Source organism: Acidomonas methanolica (genome assembly GCF_004346035.1).
Taxonomy (GTDB): Bacteria; Pseudomonadota; Alphaproteobacteria; order Acetobacterales; family Acetobacteraceae; genus Acidomonas; species Acidomonas methanolica.
Map to the genome: position 1 here is coordinate 143,959 of NZ_SLZN01000001.1, position 26,501 is coordinate 170,459.

Sequence of the window (26,501 nt, forward strand, 5' to 3'; positions counted from 1 at the left end):
CCGTCCGCCCTCAGGCGGCGTTTTCTCCCTTCTCCGCCAGTTTCTTCAGCGCGCCGGCGACCTTGCGCGCCATGGTGATGCGCTGGGCGTTGGTCATCTCGCGCACCACCGCCAGCTTGTGGTCGGGGCGCAGCTTGACGCCCTGATCGCGATGGCGCTCGACCCAGCCAATGAGACCCGCCGGGTTGCGGAACTGCCGGTTGCGGAACTGAAGCACCATGCCCTTGGGCCCGGCTTCCAGACGCTCCACCCCGGCGGCGCGGCAGAGTCGCTTGAGCATGACGACATCCAGCAGGTTTTCCACTTCCGGCGGCATGGCGCCGAAGCGATCGACCAGCTCCGCGCGCATCGCATCGATTTCGGCCTCGTTCTCGAGTCCGGCGATGCGGCGATAGAGTCCGAGTCGCACGGGGAGATCGGGCACGTATTTTTCCGGGATCAGCACGGGGAGGCCGAGGATGATGTTCGGCGTCCAGCTATCATCCTCGCGGCGGCTGCGCCCCTTCTCCGCGCGCAGATCCGCGACCGTGTCCTCGAGCATCTGCTGGTAAAGCTCGATGCCGACCTCCTTGATGTGGCCGGACTGCTCCTCGCCCAGCAGATTGCCCGCGCCGCGCAGGTCGAGATCGTGCGAAGCGAGGGTGAAGCCCGCGCCGAGCGTGTCCAGCGTCTGCATGATCTCCAGCCGCTTCTGGGAGGACGCGGAGAGCGGATGCGTCTGCGGCCAGGTCAGATAGGCATAGCCGCGCTGCTTCCCGCGCCCGACGCGCCCGCGAAGCTGGTAGAGCTGCCCCAGGCCGAACATGTCGGCGCGATGGATGATCAGCGTGTTGACGGCGGGCATGTCCAGACCGCTTTCGACGATGTTGGTCGACAGCAGGATGTCGTATTTGCCGTCCGAAAATTCGGTCATGACCCGCTCCAGCTCGGCGGGCGCCAGACGTCCATGCGCCTGCACCGTCTTCGCATCCGGCACGATCTCGCGGAGACGCTCCGCCATCCGGTCCATATCCTCGATGCGCGGCACGACGCAGAAGATCTGCCCGCCCCGGAACCGCTCGCGCTGGATGGCCTCGCGGATCATCACGCTGTCGAAAGGCGTGATGAACGTCCGGACGGCGAGACGATCGGTCGGCGGGGTGGCGATCAGACTCATCTCGCGCACGCCGGAGAGCGAGAGTTGCAGCGTGCGCGGCAGCGGCGTGGCGGAGAGGGTGAGCACATGCACGTCCTCGCGCAGGGCTTTGAGTCGCTCCTTGTGCTTGACGCCGAAATGCTGTTCCTCGTCGATGATGAGCAGGCCGAGATTGGCGAATGCGATGCTCTTGGCCAGTAGCGCATGGGTGCCGACGATGATCTCGACCGTCCCGTCGGTCAGGCCCTGCCGCGTCTCCGCCGCTTCCTTCGCCGTCACGAGGCGGGACAACTGGCGCACACGGATCGGAAACCCCTCGAAACGCGTCGAGAAACTGCGGAAATGCTGGCGCGACAGCAGCGTCGTCGGCACCACCACGGCAACCTGGACGCCGGACATGGCGGCGACAAAGGCGGCCCGGAGCGCCACCTCCGTCTTGCCGAAGCCGACATCCCCGCAGACCAGACGATCCATCGGGCGCCCTGCGCTCATGTCCTCCAGCACGTCGGCGATGGCGCGGGACTGATCCTCCGTCTCCACGAAGGGGAAACGCGCGCAGAACTCGTCCCAGAGTCCTTCCGCGGGCGCCAGGCTGGGCGCCTCCTTCATCTCGCGCGCGGCGGCGGTCCGGATCAGTTCGGCCGCCATGTCGCGGATGCGCGACTTCATCTTCGCCTTGCGCGCCTGCCAGGCCTGACCGCCCAGCCTGTCCAGCGCCACTCCGGCCTGATCGGAGCCGAAGCGGCTGAGAAGCTCGATATTCTCGACGGGCAGGAACAGCTTCTGCTCGCCGTCATACATCAGGCGCAGACAGTCATGCGGCGCCACGCCGTCGCTGACCGTCTCCAGCCCGTCATATCGCCCGATTCCGTAATCGGCATGAACGACGAGATCGCCCGCCGTCAGTTCCGACGCCTCGGAGATGAACTGCTCGGCCCGGCGCTTGCGACGCGGCGGCCGGGCGATGCGCTCGCCCAGCAGATCCTGTTCGGAGACCAGCGCCAGACGGTCCGCCACGAAACCACGCTCGACGCCGAGCGTGATGAGCCCGACCACGCCGCGTTCGATTCCCGCCGCCGTGGCCCAGCTTTCATGCTGCTCGGCGGCGATCCCGTGTTCGCGCAGCAGGGCCGCGATCCTCTCGCGCGAGCCGCGCGACCACGCCGTGACGTAGCTCCGCCGCCCCTCGCCGCGCCAGATTTCGACCTGAGCGCGAAAGGCGTCGAACACTCCCTCCCTGCTCCCGTCCTTGCCGCGCGCGAAGAGCGGACCGGGGCGGCCGCCCGCGTCGATCCCCGTTGCGACATCCGGCTTGAGAAACGGGTTGAGTGTCGCGCAGGCAGCGCGGGACAGCATCGCCCGCCAGCCTTCGAGATCGAGATACAGCCGGTGCGACGGCAGCGCGCGATAGGGAGACTCGCCCTCGCGCGCGGGAGCGCGCCGCGCCTCGTAATGATCGGCGATCATCTCCAGCCGCGCGGCGAGAATATCGCCCGCCTGATGATCGAAACTCGCCGAAACGCCGGGAAGATAGTCGATCAGCGTTTCCATCGTTTCATGGAAAAGCGGCAGATAATGCTCCAGCCCCGGATAGCGGCGCCCGTCCGAGACGTTCTGATAGATCATGTCCGCCGCCGCCGAGGGGCCGAACTGGTCGCGCCACGCGCTGCGGAAGCGGCTGATGGCCTCGGGCGCGAGGGCGTATTCCGAAACGGGACGCAGCTCGAAATGCTCCAGCGCCGCCGTCGAACGCTGCGATCCGACATCGAAGCGGCGGATGTTCTCCACCTCGTCGCCGAAGAGATCGAGCCGCACCGGCTCGGATTCGGCGGCGGGAAAGAGATCGAAGATGCCGCCCCGCGTGGCGAATTCGCCCGGTTCGCGCACCGTATCCGTGCGGGTGTAGCCGCTGGCCACCAGCATTTCGCTCAGCATGGCGGAATCCAGCGTCTCGCCGGTCCGCACGGAGAGCGATTGTCCGGCGAAAGCGGCGCGCGGCGGCACGCGCTGCACCAATGCGTGAACGGTCGTCAGAATGATCCGCCGCGCAGCGGGTTTCTCCACCAGCCTTGCGAGCGTCCCCGCCCGCTCGGCGACGATCACCGGATTGGGCGAGACGCGGTCATAGGGCAGGCAGTCCCAGGCGGGAAAGCGCAGCACCTCGACCTCGGGCATCATGTAGCCCAGCATGTCGATCAGCGAGGCGACCGCCGCGTCATCCCGCGCCACATGCAGGAGCGGGCCGTCATGCTCGCCCAGACGCCGCCGCAGCAGGAACGCCATGTAGGATTCGGGCACGCCCCAGATGGTGGGACCGGGAATGACGGAAGCGTGGACGGCAGGGGCGTGGACGGCGTCGCTCATGGCTTGATCCGGGACTCGGGATGGCCGCATCCGCCCTGACGCGGACACAGTATGGACAAGATGCGGCCGGGGCGCTCATGGTTTCGTTTTGTTCCCGGCCGGCGATGTCCTATAGCCTCGGAGCCATGTCCTGTCAGCCCTGCAATCCCCCCTGTCGATGACGGAGGAGAGCCTCATCGCGCCGCTGCTCGCCCCGCTCGCGACGTTGCCGGGGATCGGGGCGAAGCAGGCGGCGTTGCTGCGCAAGGTGACGGGCGGCCCGCGCGTGATCGATCTGCTCTTCACCCTCCCGGAAAGCTTCATCGACCGCGGCGCGCGGCTGACTCTCGCCGAGGCGCGGCGGCTCCTCTCGCCGGGGAGCATCCTGACCGCCGAGGTGGATATTCTCGGCCTCGAGCCCCCTGCCCGGCCGCGCCAGCCCTATCGTCTCCGCGCGGGGGACGGGACGGACGAGATCGATCTCGTCTTCTTCCACGCGCCGTTTTTCCGCGCCCTGCCCCAGACAGGGCCCCAATCAGAACGTGTGCTTATTTCCGGGCGGTTCGACCAGTTCGGCCTGCGCCTGAGCATGGCGCACCCGGATTATCTCCTGCCCCTTTCGCGCGCGTCGGAGCTTCCGGCGATCGAGCCTGTCTGGCCGTTGACGGCCGGGCTTTTCCCGTCGGCGATGCGCAAGGCCATGCGCGCGGCGCTGGCGCTGTTGCCGCCCGATCTGCCGGAATGGCTCGACGGGCCATTGGTGGCGCAACGGAAATTCCCGAGTTTCACCGAGGCGCTCCGGACCCTGCACGCCCCGGGCGACCTCGATCGCGCGGAATGGGAGGCGCGGGTGGAACGGGCGCGGACGCGCCTGGCCTGCGACGAACTGCTGGCGGATCAGCTCTGCCTCGCCCTCGCCAGGCAGAGCGCGCGCTCCCGGCCTGGCCGGGCGCTGACGGGCGACGGAGTCCTGCGCGCGGAAGCCCTTCGGCGCTTCGGACACGCGCTCACCGGGGCGCAGCGCCGCGCGCTTGAGGAAATCGACGGCGATCTGGCCGCGCCACGTCCCATGACCCGCCTGCTGCAAGGCGATGTCGGCGCGGGAAAGACCATCGTCGCGGCGCTGGCGATGTTGCGGGCGGCCGAATCCGGGGCTCAGGCGGCCCTGATGGCGCCGACCGAGCTTCTGGCCCGGCAGCATCAGGCCGTGCTGGAGCGGCTTTGCCCCGTGCCCTGCGTCTTCCTCTCCGGCTCGGTCAAGGGCCGGGCGCGCAAGGCCGCACTGGAGGCCATCGCGAACGGCGCCGCGCCGATCGTGATCGGCACGCACGCGCTGTTTCAGGAGCAGGTGACGTTTCACGATCTGGGCCTCGCCGTGATCGACGAGCAACATCGCTTCGGCGTCGAGCAGCGCGTGAAGCTGGGCGCGAAGGGCGAGGCCACGGACGTTCTGGTCATGACCGCGACTCCCATTCCGCGCACGCTGCTGTTGACTCGCTGGGGCGAGATGCAGGTCAGCCGGCTGGACGAGAAGCCGCCGGGCCGCCTGCCGGTCGTGACCTCCCTGCACCCGCTCCCGACGCTGGAGGCGGTGATCGACGGGGTGGGCCGGACCGTGGGGCGCGGTGTGCAGGTCTACTGGGTCTGTCCGCTGGTGGAGGAAAGCGAGGCGAGCGATCTCGCCGCCGCCGAGGCGCGTTTCGCCGCCCTTGCCGCCCGCTTTGGTCCGATCGTCGGCCTGGCCCACGGGCGGCAGGATCACGCGGCCCGTCAGGCGGCGCTCGACCGTTTCCGCGCGGGCGAGACGCGCATTCTCGTCGCGACCACGGTGATCGAGGTGGGCGTGGACATTCCCTCCGCCTCGGTGATGGTCGTCGAACATGCCGAGCGGTTCGGGCTCGCGCAATTGCATCAGTTGCGCGGGCGCGTGGGACGCGGCGCGGCGCGGTCTTTCTGCCTGCTGCTCTATGACGACCATGCCTCGGCGACCGCCCGGCGGCGGCTGACGCTCCTGCGCGAAACCGAGGACGGGTTTCTGATCGCCGATGAGGATTTCCGCACGCGCGGCGGGGGCGACATCGCGGGAAGCAGACAATCCGGCCTGCCCGGATTCCGCATGGCGAACGGCAGCCGCGCCGAACTTTTCCTAACCGCCATGATGCAGGATGCCACACGGCTGATCGAAAACGCCGATGGTCCCCTGAAAACACGATTTGACGCGAAAGATCTTCTTCTGACCCTGTTCGACCGGGGTTCCATCGAACGCGTGATCGCGTCAGGATAAGGCTATCCTGAATGAGGGCGGAACCATCGCGTGCCTTTACCCTTTACAAGACCATAATTCTTTGCAATATACTACGTTAATTTTTCGTCAAATGGCTTATGCTGTTCCCGCCAGTGTTGCAGCCTCGCCTTTCATGTTGCAGCCAATGAGACGAGGCAGGAAATGACCGTCGTCAAGAATGCCCATGCGACATTGCTTGCGGCGCTACGTACCGTCCAGCATCTCAGCAGTTGCCGGTTCGCGGCGTTCGGGCGGCTTTATCCTGATGGCACGACAAAGGTTCTCGCCGTGATCGGCGAGGCGCCGACGCATGAGTTTCAGGCCGCCGATCTCCGGCGGATCGCCACGAGTCCCAAGCCCGTCGCCATGGAGCACAGGACGCGTTCGGGCTGGACCCTCGGCGGCGTGTCCCTCGCCCTGCCCGAGGAGCGCGCGACGAAAACGGTCTGTCATGACTTCCTCCTCGTGGCCTGCGATCCGGGCGATCCACTGGAGACGGCCTATCTCGCGCCGCTGGAAGACGTCGCCCGGCTCGTTCGCCCGCATCTGCCGTCCAATGTCGACTCCCCCTCCGTGCCCGTCGTGTCCCCGCGGTCGCGCCTGCGGGCGCGCAACAGCCTGCTGTCCTCGATCTCCGAGGCGATCCAGGCGATCGGCCAGACAGGGCGGGCGCGCAGCTTCGGCTTCATGCGCGTCGCGCTCGACTCGGTCGTCCAGCTCAACGCGCTCTATGGCTGGGATCTGACGGACCTGCTGATCGACGAGATGATCACGCGGGTTCTCGAACTCCTCCCCCAGGGGGCGACGGTGACGTATTGCGGGGGCGGCGCCATCGCCGTGATGACCGCTCCGGGAACGAGCCAGGTTTTCACCCGCTCCCTCGTCACCACGATTCTGGAGGCAATGCATCGCCCGATGAACGTGCCGGATGGCGAGCGGGTCATTTCCGTGTCGATCGGCTGGGCCATCTATCCGCAGGACGGCGATGACGCCGCGCGTCTCGATCTCGCGGCCCAGGCGGCGCTGGCCGAGGCGAAACGGCACGGCGACGGTCACGCGGAACGCGCGACCCGCGAGATCGTCGATCGGTTCGGCAGCGCGGCGGGACTGGAGACGGATCTGCTTCAGGCGCTGGCGCAGGACGCGTTCACGCTGCACTGGATGCCCATCGTCAGCGTCGAATCCCAGAACGTGGTCAGCCTTGAAGCGCTCCTGCGCTGGCACCGGCCGGGACATGGCCCGGTTCCGGCCGAGGAGATGATTCTCTGCGCGGAAGAAGCGGGCATCATCGAACAGATCGACGGCTGGGTGCTGCGGGAGGCCTGCGCGGTCGCGGCGCGCTGGAGCGATCCGCTCCGCGTCTCCGTCAATATATCGCCGCTCTGGCTGTCCAACGGTCAGTTGGCGCCTCTGGTTTCCGAGGTTCTGTCCGAGACGGGACTCGCGCCCGGCCGGCTTCAGATCGAACTGTCCGACCGCCGCTCCTTCGGCGCCAGGACGCTGGCCTTCCGGGAGATCTCCCGCCTCCGGGCGCTGGGCGTCCGAGTCGCGCTTGATGATTTCGGCGCCGGGATGGGCTCGCTGGAACGGCTGGGCACCCTGCCGATCGACCAGATCAAGCTCGACCGCTGCTTTCTGAGCCGGCTGAACGAAAATCCACGCATGGCGGACGTCTTGCGCAGCCTGCTGCAATTCGCCCTGACCCTATCGGTCAGTTGCTGCGCCAAGGGCGTCGAGACGGAGCGGGAACGCGCCTTCCTGGAAGCATATGGCTGCGACGAAATCCAGGGCTACCTGCTGGGCAGCCCCGTGGCGGAATACGCCTCCCTCACCGCGCTGAGTCTCTGAAGACCCGCCCGCGTCCCACGTCTTCGTTCAGAACTTCACCGACAGCTTGACCGAGCCGTAGTTGAACAACCCGCTGCGCGAGGCCGTGAAGGTCGGCGTCTGCCAGACCTGGCTGTAGGACATGCGGACGCCATGCCACATCACCGCGAGACCCGCGTGAATCTCGCCCACATCCCAGACCTTGCTGACATGCGGCGAGTTGTTGCGCACCGTGTTGCCCTGCAACGTCGAATCATAGGCGACCGCCTGTCCTTCAACTCCGGCGAACATATACCAGGAGATCGGCCGCGCCTGCACGAACGCGTCCGTCCCGTCGAGACCCGGGCCGATCGTCGCCGTGCCGAAATCACTTTGCAGGCCCTGCCCGATTCGCACCGTGGCCGCGACGTCGCCATAGGTGCGGTAATCGCCGGCGGCGCCGGACAGGGCGGGCAGCACGTCCATGCCGACGCTGCCGACATTGACCACCGGCAGACGCCAGATGCGCCCGGCCTGAACCTGGAAGACCGGCTGATTGGCGAGTTGGTGCGCCCATCCCTTGTTCGGCGTGTCGCTGATCAGATTGTGAAATCCGTTCTGCACCTGCCGTCCCAGACTCGCGGGCCCAAGGACGCCGACCTGAATGCCGACGACACTGCGCGAAAGATCGGTATCGTTGATGAGATTCACCGTTCCCAGCAGCACACCGGCATAGGGCCGGTCATTCGACGGCGGATTGACGAGCTGCGTGTGCTGGGTCGCGGGGGTGTAGATAAGCTGCTCGATGCCCAGGCTGATCCTCTGCACACCCGGCCCGAGGAGCGCTGCGTTCAGATCATGCAGCGGCTGCGGCAGGTTGTCCGTTCCCGACGTCCAGTTGAACCGCAGGCCGGAGGTGTAATACTGGTCGGACGTGCCCTTGAGTGTGGAGACCGCGTCGTTCTCTCCCTGAAGCGTCCAGGTGCCGTAGGGGTCCTGTAGCGGCGTCGCATGAGCGGAAGGAGAGAGAACGGCACCAACGGCAAAGGCCGCCCCCAGAATGGACCATCGTCCGAACGCTCCATTCGTCACCAGCAGCTTCTCCCGCATTCCGTTGCGCTTTGTCTTTCTCCCTGTATGTCATCGCCACAACCAAAAAGCAAAACCATGGCTCGCTCCCTCGGCATCATGGCGACGTTGCGTGGCGTTCGGGACACAATGGGCCGCGACGGGAGATTTTCACGCTGAAGTCGATTTGATGTGGCAGGCGCAGGAAGAACCATGTTAAGGTTCGGCAGAAATCGCACGGACGGGGTGTCCCGTCTCATTGACGCCAGACCGGCCCGTGTCATTTCGACATATTGCAATCGCGGTTCAACGCAAAGACTATTGACCGCATTTTTTATCCCGGGATTAAACCGTTGAGAAGCAACAGAACCGACCGCAGCTCCCGTTCCCCGCGCCGCGGCGGATTTGACGACGACTTCATGTCGCCTCCGTCCTATGGCGACCGTGCGCCTGCTCCGTTCCGCCGCCCCGCCGGCGGCAGCGCAAGTGGCCCGCAAGTGGTCGCTTCCGGACCTGAAATCAGCGCCAGCGTCAAGTGGTTCAACAGCGAGAAGGGCTTCGGCTTCGTCGAACTCGCCGACGGGTCAGGTGACGTGTTCCTGCACGTCAACGCGCTGACGCCGACGGGCCATACCAATGTGAACCCCGGCACCACGCTGGGCGTCCGCATCGGCCAGGGTCCGAAGGGCCGTCAGGTCGCCGAGGTCGTCTCGGTTGACGAGAGCACGGCGGAAGCCCCCCGTCCCCGCGCTGCCTTCGGTGCGCCGCGCGCGCCGAGCGGTTTCGGCAGCCCGCGTCCGTCCCGTCCGGCTCCCGACCTTTCCCGCGCGCAGGACATGCGCGGCACGGTGAAGTGGTACAACGCCACCAAGGGCTTCGGCTTCATCACGCCGGAGAGCGGTGGCAAGGATATCTTCATCCATGCCTCAGCGCTTGAGCGTTCGGGCCTCAGCGCGTTGAATGAGGGCCAGTCGGTGGATGTGAAGGTCGTTCAGGGCCAGAAGGGTCCGGAAGCCGCCGGCATTTCGCTCGCCTGACACTGTAAAAGTCCGAGATAAAAAGCCGCCCAGGTAAAATCGGGCGGTTTTTTGTCGGAAACTGTTTCAGATGTTCCGCGAAAGACAGTCGTCGGCAGCGGAACACATGAAATACTCTTTCAGTAATCGCGGCCTTTGCTGCGAAGCAGGCGCGCCTTGTCGCGCTGCCAATCCCGCTCCGCGATCGCCTGCCGCTTGTCCGCCTTCTTGCGACCTTCGGCGAGACCAAGCGTCAGCTTGGCGACACCGCGCGCATTGAAATGGATGTCCAGTGGGACGAGCGTCGCGCCGTCGCGCGCCACCGCGCCGAGAAATTGCGCGATCTGACGGCGATGAAGCAGGAGTTTGCGCGCCGCGCGCGGCTCGAAGCGTGAGAGCACGCCGCCCTGATATTCCGGAATATAGGCGTTGAACAGCCAGAGCTCGCCATCCCGCTCCGCGGCATAGGCCTCGGTGATGGTCGCGCGGCCGAGACGGAGGCTCTTGACCTCCGGCCCCTTGAGCACGAGTCCAGCTTCGGCGGTTTCAAGTATCTTGTAGTCGAAGCGCGCCTTGCGATTCTGTGCGGCGATCCCATGCGTGATCATGCCGCTCTTGCGTTTTTCTGCCACTGATCAGTCCAGAAGTCCCGTCGCCCGCAGCGCCGCGTCCACAACGGCGCACGCATTGGGTTGAGGCGGCACGAGAGGCAGACGGATCGTGGCGGCGCACAGGCCGAGTCTGGCGGCGGCGTATTTCACCGGGCCGGGATTGCTCTCGCAGAACATCGCGTCGTGCAGCGGCATCAACTGGTCTTGCAGCGCGATGGCTCCCCCAACATCGCCATTCTGCCATGCCGCCTGGACTTGGGCGCAAAGCGCGGGCGCGATGTTCGCCGTCACGCTGATGCAGCCGTCGCCACCCGCCGCGAGAAACGCCACCGCAGTGCCGTCCTCGCCGGAAAGCTGGTTGAACGGCTTCTCGACACAGCGCCGCACCTGAAGCGGCCGCACCAGATTGGCGGTCGCATCCTTCACGCCGACGATATTGGGATGACGCGACAGGCGGCCGATCGTCTCGGGCAGGACTTCGACGGCGGAGCGGCCAGGCACATTATAGATATAGAGCGGCAGGTCCGTCGCATCGGCGACCGCCATGTAATGGCGATAGAGTCCTTCCTGAGTCGGCCTGTTGTAATAGGGCGCGACGACCAGCACCGCATCGGCGCCGACCGATTTCGCATGCCGCGCCATGCCGACGGCTTCCTGTGTCGAATTCGACCCCGCCCCGGCCATGACGCGGACCCGCCCCGCCGCCGCCTCGACCGTATGGGCCACGACCTTCGCGTGCTCGTCATGCGAGAGCGTCGGGCTCTCCCCCGTCGTCCCCGCCGGCACGAGGGCGGAGGTGCCATTGGCGATCTGGAAATCGACGAAACGGGAAAGCGCCGGAAGATCCAGTTCTCCGTCCTCCCGCATCGGCGTGATGATCGCCGTCAGCGACCCCGTGAAGAAAACATGTTCAGTCATGGCTGCCTTGCCCCGCAAATGCCCCTTGCCCGGCCTGTCTGACATGGTGCGGCCGGGTGGCCGGATAAACCCCGAGAATGCTCCACTCATCACACGAAGCGGGCAGGACTTCCAGCGCCGCGCCGAGGCGATCGTCCGCGGGGTGGCCTTCGACATCGAGCAGAAACTGCGTCGCGGCGAAAGAACCGCCGAGCATGTAGCTCTCCAGCCGCGTCATGTTGACGCCCGCCCGGGCGAAGCCACCAAGCGCCTCATACAACGTGCCCGGCGCGTTCCTGACGCGGAAGAGCAGCGTCGTCATCACGTCGGGCGTATCCCGCTCCGCCCAGATGACCTCGCGCGAGACGATATAGAAACGCGTGGTGTTATGGGCGGCGTCCTCGACATTGGCGCGCAGTATTTCGAGCCCGTTCAACTCGGCGGCCAGGCGGGACGCCACCGCCGCATCCTCCGGATTGCCCCATTCGCGCACCAGCTCCGCCGCGCCCGCCGTGTCGAAAGCGGCGACGCCCGGCACGTCCAGCTCCGCCAGAAGCTTCGTGATCTGGCCGAGCGCGACGGGATGGGTATGGACACGGCGGATCGTCTCGATCTTCGTGCCGGGCAGCGCCATCAGGCAATGCTCGACCCGCTGGAAATGCTCGCCGACGATATGCAGCCCGGCCTGCGGGAGGAGCAGATGAATTTCCGGCACGCGCCCGACCAGCGAATTCTCGCAGGCCAGCATGGCGGCATCCGCCTGCCCGTCATGCACGGCCGCGATGGCCCCGGCGAAGGTGGTGCATGGCAAAGTCGTCCAGCCGGGACGCGACGCCCGGCACGCCTGATCGGAATAGGCGCCGGGCCGCCCCTGAAAGGCGATGACAGGCATTACGGCACGTCCTTTTCCGTCAGGGCGACGACAGCGCGCACGCGCTCCAGATCCTCGGGCGTATCGACCCCCAGAGGCGCGCGGGCGATCGCCGCGCATCCCACCGCCATGCCGGCTTCGAGCGCCCGCAACTGCTCCAGCGATTCCCGCAGCTCCAGCGGCGAAGGCGGCAACGAGACGAAGCGCCGGAGCGCCGCCCGCCGCCAGCCATAGACGCCGATATGATGCCAGAGCGGCCCCTCGCCCCACGGCACCGCGATGCGGGAGAAATAGAGCGCCCGCGCCACGTCGTCGCCTTCCGTGAAGGCGCACGCCGCCTTGACGACGGACGAGGCGGCGATTTCCCGCTCCTCCGTGACGCGCGCGACCAGTGTAGCGAGATCGTATTCCCCGCGTTCCAGAGGCAGCAACACGCGCCGCAGATCGTCCGGCGGGAAAAGCGGCAGATCGCCCTGAAGATTGACGACGACATCGTGAAGGCCCGCCGCGTCGACCGCCTCGACCGCCGCATGCACCCGGTCCGAGCCGCTGGGCAAAGCCGGGTCCGTCAGCACCACCCGCACCCCCGGCTGGGCCACGGCCTCCGCGATCTCGGTCTCGGCGGCGGCGACGACGACCGGCCCGAGTTCCGCCGCCAGCGCCCGGCGCACGACGCGGCGGATCATCGGCTCGCCGCCGATCCCGGCAAGCGGCTTGCCCGGAAGCCGGGTCGATGCCATGCGGGTCGGGATGACGATGATCGGATTCATGAGAAAATTCGGCTGGACAATCGGCTAGACCGGGGCTGAAAGGGTCGGGACTCTTGCCCCAGTCCCAAGGGCGCGTCAATGGTCGGGGACCAGATCCTCCGAGGAGTTCCGATGCCGCTTCCCCCCGATGCACTTGCGACCGCCCGCGCCTGCGCGGATGTCGCGCGAGCCGCCGTCCTGCCGCATTTCCGACGCGGCGTCACGGTGGACGACAAGAGCGACGAGAGCCCCGTCACCCTCGCCGATCGGTCCGCCGAACAGGCCATTCGCGACATTCTCTCCACCCGCCATCCCCGTCACGGCGTGTTGGGGGAGGAATTCGGTCGTTCAGGGATGACGGAGGGCGAATGGTGCTGGGTTGTCGATCCGATCGACGGCACACGGTCGTTCATCACCGGCCGCCCCAGCTTCACCACGCTGATCGCCCTGCTGCACGAGGGCCGCCCGGTGCTCGGCGTGATCGACCAGCCCGTCACTGGCGAACGCTGGATCGGCGTGGAGGGCGAGGCCACGCGCTACGAAGCGGGCTGCCTGCCTCTTCCCGCCCCTGTGGTGCGCACGCGCCCCTGCCCCGATCTCGCGGAGGCGGAGCTGTCCTGCACCTCGCCCGACATGCTCGCCCCGCCCAGCGACCGGCGCTTCAGCGGACTGAAACATGCCGCGCGGCGGACGAGCTGGGGTGGCGACGCCTATGCATATGGCCTGCTGGCATTGGGACAGATCGACCTCATCGCGGAATGTTCCATGAAGCCGTGGGACTGGGCGGCGCTGGTGCCTGTCGTCACGGGCGCGGGAGGAGTCATCACGGACTGGGCGGGCGACCCCCTGCGCCTCGACAGCGACGGGACGGTTCTTGCCTGCGGCGACCCTGCCATGCTTCACGCGGCTGTCCGGGCTCTTTCCCCGACCGAGACAATCGGCTAGGCAAACGCCCTTCTGGTCTTCAGAGTCGCTTCGGAGTTTCCGCCCCATGGACGTGACCCTTTCCCTTCCCAAGGACAAGATCCGGATTCTTCTTCTCGAAGGTATCCATGAAAGCGCCGTGGCCTATCTCAACGCGCAGGGCTACGGGCAGATCACGCGCCTCAAGACCGCGCTGGAAGGCGACGCGTTGCGGGAAGCTCTCAACGGCGTCCATATGGTCGGCATCCGGTCGCGCACGCAGCTCACCGCGCCGGTCATCGAGGCGGCCGACCGGCTGATGGCGATCGGATGTTTCTGCATCGGAACGAATCAGGTCGATCTGAAGGCGGCCCGCATCGCAGGTATTCCCGTGTTCAACGCTCCGTTCAGCAATACCCGCTCGGTGGCCGAACTCTCGATCGCCGAAATCGTCATGCTGATGCGGCGGATTCCGTCGCGTTCCGAGGCCTGCCACAAGGGCGGCTGGGACAAATCCGCCGACAATGCCTGGGAAGTGCGCGGCAAGACGCTCGGAATCGTCGGCTACGGCTCGATCGGCTCCCAGCTTTCCGTGCTGGCCGAAGCCATGGGCATGACGGTGCTCTATTACGACGTGCAGGACAAGCTTCCGCACGGCAATGCGCGCCCGGTCGCCAGTCTTCAGGCGCTGCTCGCGCAGTCCGATGTGGTGAGCCTGCATGTGCCGCAGACGAAACAGACGCGCAGCCTGATCGGCGAGGCGGAAATCCGCGCCATGAAGCCGAATTCCATTCTCCTCAACAACGCGCGGGGATCGGTGGTGGATCTCGCCGCCCTCGCCGCCGCCCTGAAGGACGGGCATCTGATGGGCGCGGGAATCGACGTCTTCCCCGTCGAGCCCAAAGGCAATGGCGACCGATTCGAATCGCCGCTTCAGGGGCTGCCGAACGTCATCCTCACCCCGCATATCGGCGGATCGACGATGGAGGCGCAGGAGCGCATCGGCGTCGAGGTGGCCCGCAAGCTGGTCGAATATTCGGATGTCGGATCGACGCTCGGCGCGGTGAATTTCCCCGCCGTCCAGTTGCCGGAGCGCCCGCACGGGACGCGCTTCATGCATGTCCATCACAATCGCCCCGGTATCTTGCGGCAGGTGAACGAGATTTTCTCGCGCGAGGGCTGCAACATCGTGGCTCAGTTTCTTCAGACGGACGGCGAGGTCGGTTACGTGGTGGTGGAGACGGACGCCGCTCCCGACCATGATCTCGACACCCGCCTGCTGGAGGAGTTGCGCACGCTGGACGGCACCGTGCGCGCCCGGCTGCTCTATCGCCGTTCATGATCGTCCGGCGTTAACCGCGCCTTAACTTCAAGCGCGGTTAATGGGGGCATGTCGCATGCCCTCCCCTCCGGACCGGCCCTCGCCCGCGTCCAAAGTTTCGCCTTCGCCGGGATCGACGCCGTGCCGGTCACGGTCGAGGTCCAGATTTCGAGCGGCCTTCCGGCGCTGCTCGTCGTCGGCCTGGCCGACAAGGCGGTGGCCGAGGCGCGGGAACGCGTGCGCGCCGCGCTGGGAGCGCTCGGAATCGTCCTGCCCCCGAAGCGGATTCTCATCAATCTGGTCCCTGCAGATCTTCCGAAAGAAGGTTCACATTTCGACCTGCCGATCGCCCTTGCCATTCTGATCGGCATGGGGCTGATTCCGCCGGAGACGGGCGAACGCTACGCGGCCATGGGCGAGCTTTCGCTGGATGGACGGCTCAACCCGGTCGCGGGCGTCCTCTCGGCGGCTCTCGGAGCTTTCAGGGTGCAAACCGGGCTGATCTGCCCGCGCGCGCAGGGCGGCGAGGCGCGCTGGGCGGGTCCGGACCTTTCGGTGCTCGCCGCGCCGGATTTGAGAAGCCTGATCACGCATCTGCGCGGGGAAGCGCCGCTCGATGAGGGTCCGGAGACGGAGCCGCCGTTCGAGAAGGCATCGCTCGATCTGTCAGATGTCAGGGAGATGGCGCTGGGACGGCGCGCGTTGGAAATCGCCGCGGCGGGCGGCCATAACCTGCTTTTCTCCGGCCCGCCGGGTGCAGGAAAATCCATGCTCGCCGCGCGTCTGCCCGGAGTGCTCCCGGACCTCACGCGCGAGCAGATGCTCGAAACCACACGCATTCACGGCGCCTGCGGACACTTGCACGGCGGTCGCCCGATCACCCGGCCGCCCTATCGCGATCCCCATCACTCCGCGAGCCTCGCCGCGCTGGTGGGTGGCGGGCCGAAATCGCGACCCGGAGAGGTCAGCCTGGCGCATAATGGCGTGCTGTTTCTTGATGAATTCCCGGAATTCTCGCGTCAGGCGCTCGAAGCGCTGCGTCAGCCGATCGAAACCGGACAGATCAGCGTCGCCCGGGCGGCGCAGATCACCCAGTATCCGGCACAGTTCCAGCTTGTCGCCGCGATGAACCCCTGTCGCTGCGGCCATCTCGGCGATCTCGAACGCGCCTGCCGCAAAGCCCCCCGTTGCGGCGAGGAGTATACGGCGCGCCTCTCCGGCCCCATGCTCGACCGCATCGACCTCTTCGCTGAAATCCAGCCCGTTTCACCGATTGCCATCAGTCGCGCGGTGGCGGGCGAGTCGAGCGCCGCCGTCCGCGCGCGGGTGGAGGCGGCAAGGGCGCGGCAGATCGGACGACAGGGACACAGCAACGCGCGGGCTGATCCGAGCGGCTTCGCGATCGACGAAACGGCACGCGAGATGGCGGAACAAGCGGGGACACGTCTGAGGCTCTCCGCGCGCGGGCTGACACGCCTGCTTCGCGTGGCCCGCACCATCGCGGACATGGCCGCCGGCGACTCGATCACGCGCCTCCACATGGCCGAGGCGTTGAGCTTCCGCCGCCGATGACCGTGCCGGAGCAGGCGGCGCTACCCTTCGGTCGAAACGCGCAACACCTCGAATCCGCCGGCCAGATCGGCCTTGAGATCCGCCACGTTCTCCAGGCCGATATGCAGGCGGAAGGTGGGACCGCGCGGATACCCGTCGGCGTGGACGCGCCGGATTCCGCCCGTCGTGGGCAGGACGAGGCTTTCATACCCGCCCCAGGACGCGCCGCGCCCGAACAGCGCCAGAGCGTCGATCATGTCCTCCATGGCGGAAACCGGATATTCGGCCCGCAACTCGACGCCGAACAACGCGCTCGCTCCGGTGAAATCCCGCCGCCAGAACTGATGGCCGGGGCAGTCTTCCAGCGCGGGATGGAGCACGCGCGCCACTTCGGGACGCTCGCGCAGCCAGTGCGCCAGGGCGAGCGCCGAGCGCGACTGCCGTTCCAGCCTGACCCCCATGGTCCGCAACCCGCGCAGGGTCAGCCAGCATTCGTCGGGCCCGGCGAGCTGGCCGAGCTGAATGGCGGCGTCACGCAGGATTTTCCAGTCCGCTCCGTTCGCCACCGTCACGGCGCCGAGAATCGCGTCGGAATGTCCCGCCGGATATTTCGTGAGCGCCTGAATGGACACGTCCACGCCATGGAGGAAGGGCTGGAACACCCCGATCCCCCAGGTATTGTCAAGCATCAGCCGCGTGCCGTGAGCGTGGGCGATCCGGGCGAGCATCGGCACGTCCTGCACCTCGAACGTATGGCTACCGGGACTTTCGGCGAAGAGCACGCTGGTTTCCGGACGCATCAGCGCCGTGATGTCCGCCTCGCCCGCCATGGGCGGATAATAGGTCGTGCTGATTCCCATGCGCGCCAGCATCGTATCGGCGAAGCGGCGCGTCGGAAAATAGACCGAATCGGGCAGGAGCAGATGCTCTCCCGCCGCCATGAAGGCGAGCAGCGGCGTGGTGCAGGCGGCGAGCCCCGAGGAGACGACCTGGCAATCCCCTCCCCCCTCGATCCGCGCCAGAAGCCGCTCCAGCATGTGCTGAACCGGCGACCCCATCGCGCCATAAACGAGTTCGTGGTCGTAGCTGCGCGACCCGTTGTTCCGCAGGGCCGCGACATCGGGATAGAGCACGGTCGAACCGCGTGTGACGGGCGCGTTGACGAACACGCCCTCCTCCGGACTCTCCTCCGGCCGTCCGCCCTGCACCAGCAGCGAGCCCAGCTTCGCCCAACCCGCCGAGACGCGCTCCTCATCCTGATTCACCGGCATTCTCCCTTGGAGGCGTACCGGCGAAGGCTTGCGCGCCGGACTGTCTCCCCATCGTTGTTTCGGGGCATCTTCACCGGCTCGAACGCGTCATTTCGAGCCGGACGATCTCTAGAACGTCGCGACTGGAAGCGATGGATCCGCCCCCCATTCGGCCCAAGAGCCATCATAGAGCCTGCCTTGCGGCAGCCCCGCCGCCACCAGCGCCACGGTCAGCGTGGCCGCGGTCAGGCCGGAGCCGCAACTGGTGATGACGGTTTGCCCCTCCAGCCCGCAGGACGCGAAATTCGCGCGCAACGCCTCTGGCGAAAGAAAACGCCCCTCCCCGTCGATCACCTTCCCGAAGGGCAGGCTGACCGCGCCCGGCATGTGGCCTCCTCGCACGCCGGGGCGCGGTTCGGGCGCCTCGGCGAGAAAACGGGCCTCGGCGCGCGCATCGAGGATCAGGACGGCGGGATCGCCGAGCGCGGCCAACACGTCGCCGGTCCCGGCGAGGAAGTCGAAACGCGGGCGCGGACGATACCCCTCGCTGACGACGAGTTGCGCCGCGTCTCCCGTTTCGATGGCCCCGCCAGCGCGCCGGAATGCCTCCAAGCCCCCATCGAGCACAAAGGCGCTTTCATGACCGAAGAGTTTCGCAAGCCACCACGCCCGGCACGCGCCGATGCTTCCCTTGCGGTCATAGAAGATGAGCGGCGTGTCCCGCGTCAGGCCCAGGGCCGCCATGCCGCTCGCGAATTGAGCCTGCGTGGGAACCATATGCGGCAGCGCGTTCGCCGGATCGGAAAACGCCTCGATGTCGAAGCGTACAGCGCCCGGCAGACGCTCGCGGGCGAAATCGCCGTCAGGATCGCCGGGCTGGCCCGGAAGCAGGGCGGTCGCATCGAGAAACCGCGCGGTCTTCGCCGCAAGGGCGGCATCCGGCGTGATCAGGGAGGACAGGGAAGCGTTGAGCCCTTGCATGATCATTTTCTCCCGCGCAGGATCGCGCGTGCGGCAATTGCAGAGCGTTTCCGCGCCGCGGTCAACCACACCGGCCCTCCCCGCTTTTCGGCCATGTCAGAGCCTGGGCGGAGGAAGACGGATAACGGGGCAGAAGATCAACTCAGGTGACGATCGAACGGACGATTCTGACGCTGCTTCTCCTTGGCCTCGCCTATGGATGCGGGATCATTCTCTGGCCCTTCCTCTCGGCGATTCTCTGGGCGGCCATTCTGACCTTCACCACCTGGCCGCTCTATGTGCGCCTGCGCCGTCGCATGCGTCCCGCCATCGCCGCCGTGCTGATGATGATCGGCAGCGCCGTCGTCATTCTCCTGCCGCTGGGTCTCCTGACGACGACGGGAATTTCCGACATCCCCGGCGTCGTTGGCGCGCTGAACCGCCTCATGGCGCGGCTGGCGAGTTCCGGGCCCCCTCCCGCATGGATGACGCATCTTCCAGGCGTCGGTCCGCAACTCGCCGCCGCCTATATGGGCTGGACGCATGATCTCAGCACCGTCGGGCGGCTGATGCAGCCTTATGCCGGGCAGATCGCGGGCTATGCGCTTTCGGCCCTCATGCTGCTGGCGAGCGGAATCGCCGAACTCGTGATGGCGCTGTTCGTCGCGCTGTTCTTCTGGATCAACGGCGATACGCTGGGCCGCATCATCAATGCCCTGCTCGTCCGCATCACGGGTGTCCACGCGCAGCGATTCGTCACAATCACGGGGCGGGTGATCCGGGGCACGGTCTATGGCGTGTTGGGAACGGCCATCATTCAGGGCGTGCTGACCGCGCTCGGCCTGACCCTGACCGGCGTGCCGGACCCGGTCCTGTTCGGCGGCCTGGCCGCGTTTTTCGCGGTGTTTCCCATCGGCGCGCCGCTCGTCTGGATTCCCGCCGCCCTCTGGCTGGTGATCGAGCACCGGCTCGGCGCGGGAATCTTCCTCGGCCTGTATGGCGTCATCGTCATTTCGGGAGCCGACCACATCATCCGGCCTGCCTTCATCGCGCGCGGCGCGCAGCTTCCCTACCTGCTGACCGTGCTCGGCGTGCTCGGCGGCGTGCTCGCGCTGGGCGGACTCGGGATTTTCCTCGGGCCGGTCCTGCTCGGCGTCGGCTATACCCTAACCGTCGAATTCGCCGGCGCGCAGCCGCGGCCCATTTTCCGCGATCCCGTGGGGGAACCACCAGAATAATGTCGCACGATACCGTCCTTCATCCGGCATCCGCGCCGAGAATCGGTCAGAGTTTCCATATATTGAGCTGGAATCTTCTTCGTCGCACCGGAGCGCCGCTGCACGAGGTTCTCGAACTCGCCCACCGCGTCAAACCGGACATCTTCCTGATGCAGGAGGCGACCGCGGAGATCGACAGGCTCCCCGAGGTCCTGCCGGGCCATTACGCGCGCTTTCCGCTTCCGGGGCGCATCCACGGGACCGCCTGCTGGAGCCGTTTTCCCTTTACCCATCCCCCGACGCCGCACACCCTCCCCTCCGGGCTGATCGTGCAGAGAACCGCCCAGATCATTGATTTTGGAACATTTTCCGTCGCGAATGTCCATCTTTCCCATGGACAGGTGCTCAATCGCCGCCAGCTTCGCACCGTTGCCGGCCTTCTGCGGCGGAGAGGTCTCATCATGGGCGATTTCAACCTTGTCGGGCCGCCGCTCCTGCCGGGATTTCAGGATGTCGGCCCACGCATGCCCACGCATCGCATGGCGGACCTGGTTCCCATCCGCATCGACCGGTGCCTGACGCGCGGCATGACGTCGCTGGACGCCACCGTGCTGCCCAACCAGAGTTCGGATCATCACCCGATCGCCGTGACCCTGCGCATCACCAATACGCTGCGCGCGCCGTCCTGGCGCGAACGCTTCGCCCTCGCCGTCAGGGAGAAGGCCGCCGGGGACAGGGCAGTCAGAGATAGGGCAGAAAGAGCCTGATCGCCGCATTCCGCAGTTTGATGGGAAGAGACCGCTTGTCCAGCGCGTGATGTGTCAACCGGGTGGACGGCCACGAGCGGATGAGCGTATCGAGCGTCGTCGCCAGAGCGGTGTCATAGATTTCCATATTGATCTCGAAATTCAGCCGCAGGCTGCGCAGGTCGATATTCGCGCTGCCGATGAAGGACCACACGCCGTCCACCACGAGCAGTTTGGAATGGTTGAACGGCCGCCGCCCCAGCCAGATCCGGCATCCGGCATCCAGAAACGGCTGGAGATGCGCGTCCCGCGCCCAGTCGATCAGCCGGTGATTGCTCGTCTCCGGCGCCACGATATCGATTTCCACGCCGCGCATGGCCGCCAGACACAATGCGCTGACGAGCCGCTCGTCCGGCAGGAAATAGGGCGTCATCACGGTGATGCGGCGGCGCGCGAGCGCCACGGCCTGCAACATGGTGAATTCGATCTTTTCCAGATCGTTATCCGGCCCCGAAGCGACGACGCGCGCGGGAACCTCCCCCGCCGAGTCCGGCGCCGGGAAATAGAGCGGCCCGTCCAGTTCCTCGCCGCAGGTGAAGGACCAGTCCCGCGCGAAGGCCTCGTTCAACTGATGCACGACAGGTCCACGCAACCGGAAATGCGTGTCCGCGACCGTCCGCCTCGACCTTCGGCGCAGGAGATTCTCCTGGCCGATATTGAGGCCGCCGACGAAGCCGATGCGTCCGTCGACGGTCAATATCTTGCGATGATTCCGAAGATTGATGAACGGCATCCGCCATGGCCAGACGGAATGCATGAAGCGCGCGTACGCCACGCCCTGCCGTCGCAACTGCTGCGCGACTGGGGAATACAGATAGCCGCTGCCAATGCCATCCACCAGCACACGCACCTCGACGCCCCGTTGCCGCGCAGCCGCAAGCGCGGTGACGAAGCGCATGCCGACCTCGTCGGCGCGGAAGATATAGGAGCAGAGCAGCACCGAATGAGCCGCGCCTGCGATGGCGTCGAGCATGGCGGGATAGGCTTCGTCACCGTCATGCAGCACATCGACGGCGTTCCCGCGCAGAAGCGGCCATTCCGTCAACCGGCCGACCATCCGCGCGAGCGGTGCGAACTCTCCCTCCACCCTGAAGCGCTCGCCGGTCAGCGCGCCGCGCCCGCTCCAGCCATGTTTATGCGCGAGACGCCGCGCGCGCCGCTGCACGCGATTCACGCCGAACATCAGGTAGAGCACCAGACCGGCAAACGGCATGAGGATCATCATGCCGATCCACCCGGTCGCCGCCGCCGTGTCGCGCTTGGTGCGCAGGACATGCACCACGACCGCAAGAACGATCGCCAGACGCAGCGCGTCGAGAAGAAGGTCCGACAGGGAAAGCTGGAGCGGCATGATCCGCGACGTTAGCGCAACAAGCCGTGATCCGATATGACAGGAGACCGTTTCGCTATCGTTTGAAGGGCTGAACCGATCTGGCCCTGAGATGAAAGGATGCAATCCGGCGCGGGAATGCGTAATTTGGGGTGAGGTTCACTGTAAGGGACGGAGGAGGTCACGTATGACGGTAGCCGCGACGACGCCACGCCTGTTCTACACGACCTCGCCCGCGCCCTGCCCCTATCTGCCCGGCCGCCTTGAGCGCAAGGTCATCACCGAGCTCGCCGGGCCGGATATTTCGGCGCTGCATGACCGCCTCTCCCGCGCCGGGTTCCGCCGCAGCCACAGCATCGCCTATGCGCCAGTCTGCGCCGGATGCAGTTCCTGCATCCCCATTCGCATTCCGGTCGAACGCTTCGTCCCCGATCGCACGCAACGCCGCATCGGCCGCCGCGCGTCAGCCCTTGAAATGACTGAGCGGCCCGCACGCGCGACCGAGGAGCAGTTCGCCCTCTTCAGCGCCTATCAGCGCGGGCGACACGCCAGCGGCGAGATGGCGCAGATGGGGGAGCAGGACTATCGCGCGATGGTCGAGGACAGCCCGGTCGATACCAGCCTGTTCGAATTCCGCAACGAGGCCGGCGCGCTCCTCTGTGTTTCGCTGGTCGATCGGCTCGGCGACGGGCTGTCGGCGGTCTATACCTTCTTCGACACCCGAGATCCCCGCGCCTCGTTGGGCACGGCCTCCGTCCTGCGGCTGATCGGCGAGGCGCGACGCCGTGGCCTCCCCTATCTCTATCTGGGCTACTGGGTCCGCGAGAGCCCGAAGATGAGCTACAAATCGCGCTTCCGCCCCGCTGAAATCATGCGCCTCGGCGAATGGCGCGCGCTCCCGCCCAGCCCGGCCCCCAGCCCGGACTGACCTCAACCCGCCTTGCGCGTCATCCAGAGCGGCGCAGTGCGGCCCGCATCCGCCCGCTTGCCCAGCCACGGCTCCAGCTCGGCCGCCGAACGCGACTTGGCGTCTGGTTGCCACTCCAGCCCCGCCGCAAGATCGAAGACGCGGATCTCGCGCATCCGCCCGTCGGCGTATTTCTGCAACGTGACGCCCATGCCGCGCGCCATGTCCGGCACCTGATCGAGCGGGAAGATGACCAGCTTGCGGTTCTCGCCCAGCGCGAGCACATGCGTCCCCTTCGCAACGACGCAGGCCGCCGCGACATCGCCGTCACGCAGCGTCAGCACCTGCTTGCCGGTGCGCTTTTCAGCCATGAGATCGGCCTCGCGCACCACCAGGCCCTTGCCCCTGGCGGTTGCGAGCAGCCGCCTGCCCTCGGGATCGGCGGTGAACAGGGCGATGACGGTTTCATCCTGCGGCAGATCGACCATCACGCGCACCGGCTGGCCGAAACCGCGGCCGCGCGGCAGATCGCCGGCCTTCAAGGTGAACGCGCGGCCCCCGCTGGTGAACAGGCACAGCCGATCCGTGCTCTGGCATTCGGTGGCGAAGAGGGGCGCATCCCCTTCCTTGAATTTCTGCGCCTCGATCTCCACCCCATGCCCGCGCACGCCGCGAATCCAGCCCTCGCGGGACAGCAACACGGTCAGCGGTTCGCGCTCCACCTCCAGCGCGGTGGAGAGATCGACCGGACGCGGCGGCGCGGCGATCTCCGTGCGTCGAGCGCCGAGCGCACCCGTGCCGAACTGCTTCGCCGTCGACTCCAGTTCCCTGCCGATCTTCGCCCAGCGTTTGCGGTCGCTCGCCAGAAGAGCGTCCAGCGACTCCTTTTCCGCCATCAGCGCGTCACGCTCCTTGCGGATCTCGATTTCCTCCAGCCTTCGGAGGGAGCGCAGCCGCATGTTCAGCACCGCGTCGGCCTGCACCTCGGTGAGCCCGAAAGCGTCCATCAGGGCGGGTTTCGGCTCGTCGCTCTCGCGGATGATGCGGATGACCTCGTCGAGATTGAGATAGACGGCCAGAAAACCGTCGAGGATCTCCAGCCGCTTTCCCACCGTCCCGAGGCGGTGAGTCGTGCGCCGGACCAGAACCTCGTGGCGATGATCCAGCCAGGCCCGGAGCACCGCGCGCAGGCCCATGACGCTCGGCACGCGGTCCCGGTCCAGCACATTCATGTTCAGGCTGAAGCGGCTCTCCAGCGGCGTGGCGCGGAACAGCGTCTCCATCAGCACCTCTGGCTCGGTGCCCTTGCTGCGCGGCTCCAGGACCAGACGGATATCCATCGTGCTCTCGTCGCGGATATCGGCGAGCAGCGGCAGTTTCTTCTGCTCCATCAACTCGGCGATCTGCTCGATCAGCCGCGATTTCTGCACCTGATAGGGAATTTCCGTCACGACGACCGTCCAGGTGCCGAAGCGCCCCGGCTCGACCGCCCATTTCGCGCGGATGCGAAAACTTCCACGCCCCGTCTCGTAGGCGGTCTCGATGGCGTCGCGATCCTCGACCAGTATGCCCCCGGTCGGAAAATCCGGCCCCGGCATCAGGGCGAGCAGCTCGGCGGTGGCGGCCTCCGGCCTGTCCACGAGCAGCCGCGCCGCACGGCAGATTTCCGCCGCGTTATGGGGGGGAATGCTGGTGGCCATGCCCACCGCGATTCCCGTGGCGCCGTTGGCCAGAAGGTTGGGGAAAGCCCCGGGCAGGACGACCGGCTCCTCCTCCTGATTGTCATAGGTCGGCTGGAAATCGACCGCGTCATCCTCCAGCCCGTCCATCAGCGCCACGGCGACGGCGGTCAGGCGCGACTCGGTGTAACGCATCGCCGCCGCGCCATCGCCGTCGATCGAGCCGAAATTTCCCTGCCCCTCGACCAGCGGATATCGCACGGCGAAATCCTGCGCCAGCCGCACCAGCGCATCATAGACCGCCGTGTCGCCATGCGGATGGAACTTGCCGATCACATCGCCGACGACACGTGCACACTTTTTAAACCCCGATGTGGGATCAAGGCGGAGTTGCTGCATCGCATAGAGGAGTCGTCGATGAACAGGTTTCAACCCATCCCGCACGTCAGGCAGGGAGCGCGACATGATGGTCGACATCGCATAGGCGAGGTACCGCTCGCTCAGCGCATCGGCGAGTCGGGTGTCTTCGATATGTCCGGCGAGATCTCGGCTCATGAACGCTCCCTCAATTCCCCCGGAGATAGGGCGCGCGCCGCCCTCCTGTCCAGTCGCCTCGCCTGCGGTCTCGTCCTGCTGGCGTCACTCGCCGCCTGCAATCCCTATTCCGCCCCGTTGAAAGCCGGGAACGATCTCGCGCTCGCGGGCTTCATCGCCCATCCGGCCGACACCACGGCCCGGCAGGAGATGATGAACCTTCTGCCGCCGGAAATGCTCACCTACCGGCCGAGCACCGCCGGGCCGATCATGCTTTATGCCGATCCGAAGGCATGCGGATGTGTCTATTTCGGCGACCAGAGAGCCTATCGCCAGTATCTCGCCCATCGCCCCGAGACGCGGGACGCACGGAACGCCATGGTCGCGGACAACAATCAGCATCCCGGGTGGGACTGGAGCGTATGGGCCAGAAGCGCGGACCCCGCCGCCATCACCCATCTGGAGCCCGGCTATGTGCGCGAGCCCGGCTGGAACTGAAGCTGGCTCACCAGACGTTCGCGCGCCTGTGGCAGCGGCAGATGCCGGACGCCGAAGAGATGGCGGCCGAGGAAATAGCCGGTCATCCGCAGCCCGGCGACCCACTCCTCCGCCGTGCCGTCTTGCGCCGCATCGCGCAGGAAGGCCGGCAGAGGCAGGAGCCGTTCCGCCCATTCACCCGCCGCCGCGCGCGACACGGCATGACCCGAGCGCGGCGAGACATAGATGAGGTCGTCCGTCACACCGCTCACGGCACAGGAGTCCAGCCGCAAACCATATCCCAAAGCCGCGAGAAGCATGCATTCCCAGCGCACGGCCATGGCGACCGGCGGGTCGTCCGGCAGCACGGCGATCGCGATCAGCAGCCGCACCAGCGCCGCGAACAGGGCGGGATACGCTTCGTGATCGGGAAGCGCCCCGTCGGCCAGTTCGGCGATGGATGCGAGAAGCGTCAGAGAAAGCGGATGGTCAAGGAGGCGAACCGCCACGTCCTGAACAGGCTCCGCCGTGACGCTGCCGAGTTGACCCGGCAGACGCGCCCGATGACGGGCCAGCACGATGTTGCCCGGCTGCCACAAGGCGACCTGGCGGCGGGAGGCCCCGCCGCGCGCGAGGCCGGCCACGACGCCGTGCTCCTCGCTGAAGAGGCGGATGATCGCATCCGCTTCTCCATACGGGCGAACGGAGAGCACGACGGCGGGAGCGTCCCATTCCATGGCAAGCTCCTCCGCGTCTCCCTTCCGCCCGGCCGTGTTATTGGACCCG

General features: G+C 66.7%; 21 protein-coding genes. 10 read left to right on the forward strand and 11 right to left on the reverse strand.

Features of this window, described 5'->3' with window-relative positions:
* Positions 1-10: 10 nt before the first annotated feature.
* Positions 11-3,499: a transcription-repair coupling factor gene (gene mfd / locus EDC31_RS00725; protein ID WP_042058290.1), complete on the reverse strand. Its 3,489-nt coding sequence runs from the start codon at positions 3,497-3,499 to the stop codon at positions 11-13.
* 157 nt (positions 3,500-3,656) lie between these two features.
* On the opposite strand from mfd, the gene recG reads away from it, so the two are divergent.
* A complete protein-coding gene (gene recG, locus EDC31_RS00730) occupies positions 3,657-5,762 on the forward strand; it encodes an ATP-dependent DNA helicase RecG (protein WP_042058292.1) in 2,106 nt (701 codons plus the stop codon).
* A gap of 162 nt (positions 5,763-5,924) precedes the next feature.
* A complete protein-coding gene (locus EDC31_RS00735; RefSeq protein ID WP_052511868.1) occupies positions 5,925-7,610 on the forward strand; it encodes a bifunctional diguanylate cyclase/phosphodiesterase in 1,686 nt (561 codons plus the stop codon).
* A gap of 27 nt (positions 7,611-7,637) precedes the next feature.
* On the opposite strand, the gene EDC31_RS00740 is transcribed toward EDC31_RS00735, so the two are convergent.
* Positions 7,638-8,630: a lipid A deacylase LpxR family protein gene (locus tag EDC31_RS00740; RefSeq protein WP_239641637.1), complete on the reverse strand. Its 993-nt coding sequence runs from the start codon at positions 8,628-8,630 to the stop codon at positions 7,638-7,640.
* A gap of 359 nt (positions 8,631-8,989) precedes the next feature.
* Here EDC31_RS00740 and EDC31_RS18325 point away from each other — a divergent pair, with 359 nt between their 5' ends.
* Entirely contained in the window at positions 8,990-9,673 is a 684-nt protein-coding gene (locus tag EDC31_RS18325) for a cold-shock protein (protein WP_081797548.1), read from the forward strand.
* Positions 9,674-9,792: 119 nt separating this feature from the next.
* On the opposite strand, the gene smpB is transcribed toward EDC31_RS18325, so the two are convergent.
* From smpB to EDC31_RS00765, 4 genes are read right to left on the reverse strand one after another with little or no spacing between them, the layout of a single operon-like run.
* Positions 9,793-10,260, reverse strand: coding sequence for an SsrA-binding protein SmpB (smpB, locus tag EDC31_RS00750; protein ID WP_042058299.1), 468 nt, complete (start codon positions 10,258-10,260; stop codon positions 9,793-9,795).
* 27 nt (positions 10,261-10,287) lie between these two features.
* Positions 10,288-11,181, reverse strand: coding sequence for a 4-hydroxy-tetrahydrodipicolinate synthase (gene dapA / locus EDC31_RS00755; protein ID WP_042058302.1), 894 nt, complete (start codon positions 11,179-11,181; stop codon positions 10,288-10,290).
* Positions 11,174-12,052, reverse strand: coding sequence for a prephenate dehydratase (locus tag EDC31_RS00760; RefSeq protein WP_042058304.1), 879 nt, complete (start codon positions 12,050-12,052; stop codon positions 11,174-11,176). The genes dapA and EDC31_RS00760 overlap by 8 nt, the downstream gene beginning before the upstream one ends.
* Positions 12,052-12,801, reverse strand: coding sequence for a 3-deoxy-manno-octulosonate cytidylyltransferase (locus EDC31_RS00765; RefSeq protein ID WP_042058306.1), 750 nt, complete (start codon positions 12,799-12,801; stop codon positions 12,052-12,054). Before EDC31_RS00765 ends, EDC31_RS00760 begins: the two co-directional genes overlap by 1 nt.
* Before the next feature lie 111 nt (positions 12,802-12,912).
* On the opposite strand from EDC31_RS00765, the gene EDC31_RS00770 reads away from it, so the two are divergent.
* The 3 genes from EDC31_RS00770 to EDC31_RS00780 are packed head-to-tail and all read left to right on the forward strand — an operon-like array spanning position 12,913 to position 16,576.
* The gene (locus EDC31_RS00770; protein WP_042058309.1) at positions 12,913-13,725 is read left to right on the forward strand and encodes an inositol monophosphatase family protein; all 813 of its coding nucleotides are present in this window, start codon (positions 12,913-12,915) and stop codon (positions 13,723-13,725) included.
* Positions 13,726-13,771: 46 nt separating this feature from the next.
* Positions 13,772-15,025, forward strand: coding sequence for a phosphoglycerate dehydrogenase (gene serA, locus EDC31_RS00775; protein ID WP_042058311.1), 1,254 nt, complete (start codon positions 13,772-13,774; stop codon positions 15,023-15,025).
* 48 nt (positions 15,026-15,073) lie between these two features.
* The gene (locus EDC31_RS00780) at positions 15,074-16,576 is read left to right on the forward strand and encodes a YifB family Mg chelatase-like AAA ATPase (protein ID WP_042058314.1); all 1,503 of its coding nucleotides are present in this window, start codon (positions 15,074-15,076) and stop codon (positions 16,574-16,576) included.
* 20 nt (positions 16,577-16,596) lie between these two features.
* On the opposite strand, the gene metC is transcribed toward EDC31_RS00780, so the two are convergent.
* Together metC and EDC31_RS00790 are read right to left on the reverse strand one after the other, a co-directional pair.
* Positions 16,597-17,820 carry a cystathionine beta-lyase gene (gene metC / locus EDC31_RS00785; RefSeq protein ID WP_408735059.1) on the reverse strand — a complete coding sequence of 408 codons (1,224 nt, stop codon included), beginning with the start codon at positions 17,818-17,820 and terminating at the stop codon, positions 16,597-16,599.
* A 114-nt stretch (positions 17,821-17,934) separates the two neighbouring features.
* Positions 17,935-18,855 (reverse strand): sulfurtransferase, encoded by a 921-nt coding sequence (locus tag EDC31_RS00790; protein WP_239641636.1) that lies wholly within the window; start codon positions 18,853-18,855, stop codon positions 17,935-17,937.
* Positions 18,856-18,932: 77 nt separating this feature from the next.
* On the opposite strand from EDC31_RS00790, the gene EDC31_RS00795 reads away from it, so the two are divergent.
* Entirely contained in the window at positions 18,933-20,003 is a 1,071-nt protein-coding gene (locus EDC31_RS00795) for an AI-2E family transporter (protein ID WP_042058319.1), read from the forward strand.
* A complete protein-coding gene (locus EDC31_RS00800; RefSeq protein ID WP_081797552.1) occupies positions 20,003-20,749 on the forward strand; it encodes an endonuclease/exonuclease/phosphatase family protein in 747 nt (248 codons plus the stop codon). Before EDC31_RS00795 ends, EDC31_RS00800 begins: the two co-directional genes overlap by 1 nt.
* On the opposite strand, the gene cls is transcribed toward EDC31_RS00800, so the two are convergent.
* Positions 20,724-22,139, reverse strand: a complete 1,416-nt coding sequence (cls, locus tag EDC31_RS00805) for a cardiolipin synthase (protein WP_042058321.1) — start codon at positions 22,137-22,139, stop codon at positions 20,724-20,726. The genes EDC31_RS00800 and cls overlap by 26 nt on opposite strands.
* A 166-nt stretch (positions 22,140-22,305) precedes the next feature.
* Between cls and EDC31_RS00810 the strand changes: the two genes are divergently transcribed.
* Complete coding sequence (locus EDC31_RS00810) at positions 22,306-23,046, forward strand: arginyltransferase (protein WP_042058323.1); 741 nt, start codon at positions 22,306-22,308, stop codon at positions 23,044-23,046.
* Between the two features lie 2 nt (positions 23,047-23,048).
* Here EDC31_RS00810 and parC read toward each other — a convergent pair whose 3' ends face one another.
* Positions 23,049-25,259 (reverse strand): DNA topoisomerase IV subunit A, encoded by a 2,211-nt coding sequence (gene parC / locus EDC31_RS00815; protein ID WP_042058325.1) that lies wholly within the window; start codon positions 25,257-25,259, stop codon positions 23,049-23,051.
* Here parC and EDC31_RS00820 point away from each other — a divergent pair.
* The gene (locus EDC31_RS00820; RefSeq protein WP_042058326.1) at positions 25,236-25,736 is read left to right on the forward strand and encodes a hypothetical protein; all 501 of its coding nucleotides are present in this window, start codon (positions 25,236-25,238) and stop codon (positions 25,734-25,736) included. The genes parC and EDC31_RS00820 overlap by 24 nt on opposite strands.
* Here EDC31_RS00820 and recO read toward each other — a convergent pair.
* Entirely contained in the window at positions 25,709-26,452 is a 744-nt protein-coding gene (gene recO, locus EDC31_RS00825) for a DNA repair protein RecO (protein ID WP_042058328.1), read from the reverse strand. The genes EDC31_RS00820 and recO overlap by 28 nt on opposite strands.
* Positions 26,453-26,501 lie beyond the last annotated feature (49 nt).